Origin of the sequence: Prevotella sp. AM42-24 (assembly GCF_003461825.1) — a bacterium.
GTDB lineage: Bacteria > Bacteroidota > Bacteroidia > Bacteroidales > Bacteroidaceae > Prevotella > Prevotella hominis.
The window spans coordinates 36,639-37,748 of record NZ_QTXV01000035.1; the positions used below are offsets into that span (position 1 = coordinate 36,639).

At 39.4% G+C, this 1,110-nt stretch carries 3 protein-coding genes; all 3 read left to right on the top strand.

Features of this window, described 5'->3' with window-relative positions; genetic code table 11:
- Nucleotides 1-354: 354 nt before the first annotated feature.
- Genes rpmB through DW917_RS10970 form a run of 3 tightly spaced genes read left to right on the top strand, consistent with a single transcriptional unit; the run spans nucleotide 355 to nucleotide 1,014 of the window.
- Nucleotides 355-618, top strand: a complete 264-nt coding sequence (gene rpmB, locus DW917_RS10960) for a 50S ribosomal protein L28 (protein ID WP_022111600.1) — start codon at nucleotides 355-357, stop codon at nucleotides 616-618.
- 4 nt (nucleotides 619-622) lie between these two features.
- On the top strand, nucleotides 623-811 hold the full coding sequence (gene rpmG / locus DW917_RS10965; protein ID WP_006849045.1) for a 50S ribosomal protein L33: 189 nt from the start codon (nucleotides 623-625) through the stop codon (nucleotides 809-811).
- Nucleotides 812-855: 44 nt separating this feature from the next.
- Nucleotides 856-1,014, top strand: a complete 159-nt coding sequence (locus DW917_RS10970; RefSeq protein ID WP_006849046.1) for a DUF4295 domain-containing protein — start codon at nucleotides 856-858, stop codon at nucleotides 1,012-1,014.
- The last annotated feature ends 96 nt before the right edge of the window (nucleotides 1,015-1,110 follow it).

Below are 1,110 nucleotides of genomic sequence, written 5' to 3' on the forward strand. Positions count from 1 at the left end.
GACGCAGATTTTTCTTCGTGGGACATTTTCCATTCTCAGGGGGTATCTGTAACGACCGAATAGGTCGTCTCCGCGTAAATCCGTGAGTAATCGCCTTGGCAGGAAATCTCCGAATAAATTCTGTGTCATCCGATGAATAAAATAGCAATATAGACGACCTGTGACGCAACTCCTTTTCCTTTTATGTTGAAGTGAAAAATAGGGAAATGAGACGAAAATGGAAAAGGAAAAGCAAAAAAAACTTAAAAGTTGGACTTCTACAAAGGAATATTTTGTATATACGAGAATTATTTGTAATTTTGCACTCTGTTTGGAATAGGTATCAATTAACGAATTAGAAAATTAAAGATAGAAATGTCTAAGATTTGTCAAATTACAGGTAAGAAGGCACAGTTAGGTTGCAATGTGTCTCACTCAAAGCACCGTACAAAGAGAAGCTTTGACGTTAACCTCTTCAGCAAGAAATTCTACTATGTAGAAGAAGAGTGCTGGATTAGCCTTAAGATCAGCGCTGCTGGTCTTCGTCTCATTAACAAGGTAGGTCTTGACGCTGCCCTGAAGCAGGCTGTGTCTAAGGGTTACGTAGATTGGAAAGACATTAAAGTAATAGGAGAATAATATCATGGCAAAGAAAGCAAAAGGTAATAGAGTACAAGTTATCCTCGAGTGCACTGAGCATAAGAACAGTGGTATGCCAGGTACAAGCCGTTACGTGACTACAAAGAATCGTAAGAACACTCCTGAGCGTCTTGAGTTGATGAAGTACAACCCAATCCTTAAGAAGATGACTCTTCACAAGGAGATTAAGTAAGCTCGCTTACAAGTTTATAAACAATTTTATCAATTAAATAGACTATGGCAAAGAAAGCGGTCGCTACCCTCCACGAAGGTAACATGGATGGTCGCGCATATACAAAGGTTATCAAGATGGTTAAGAGCCCTAAGACTGGTGCTTACGTTTTCGATGAGAAGATGGTACCTAACGAGGCTGTTAAGGATTTCTTCAAGGACTAATCATTTAGTACTTAATATATTCATGGGTCGTAACTCTACCGAGTTGCGACCTTTTTCTTGTATGCTCGGCATGAGCTTATTCTAATGGGTGCAAGT

Coding starts and splice junctions, on each gene's coding strand:
- rpmB (WP_022111600.1), top strand. CDS start 355: ATGTCTAAGATTTGTCAAATTACAGGTAAGAAGGCACAGTTAGGTTGC.
- rpmG (WP_006849045.1), top strand. CDS start 623: ATGGCAAAGAAAGCAAAAGGTAATAGAGTACAAGTTATCCTCGAGTGC.
- DW917_RS10970 (WP_006849046.1), top strand. CDS start 856: ATGGCAAAGAAAGCGGTCGCTACCCTCCACGAAGGTAACATGGATGGT.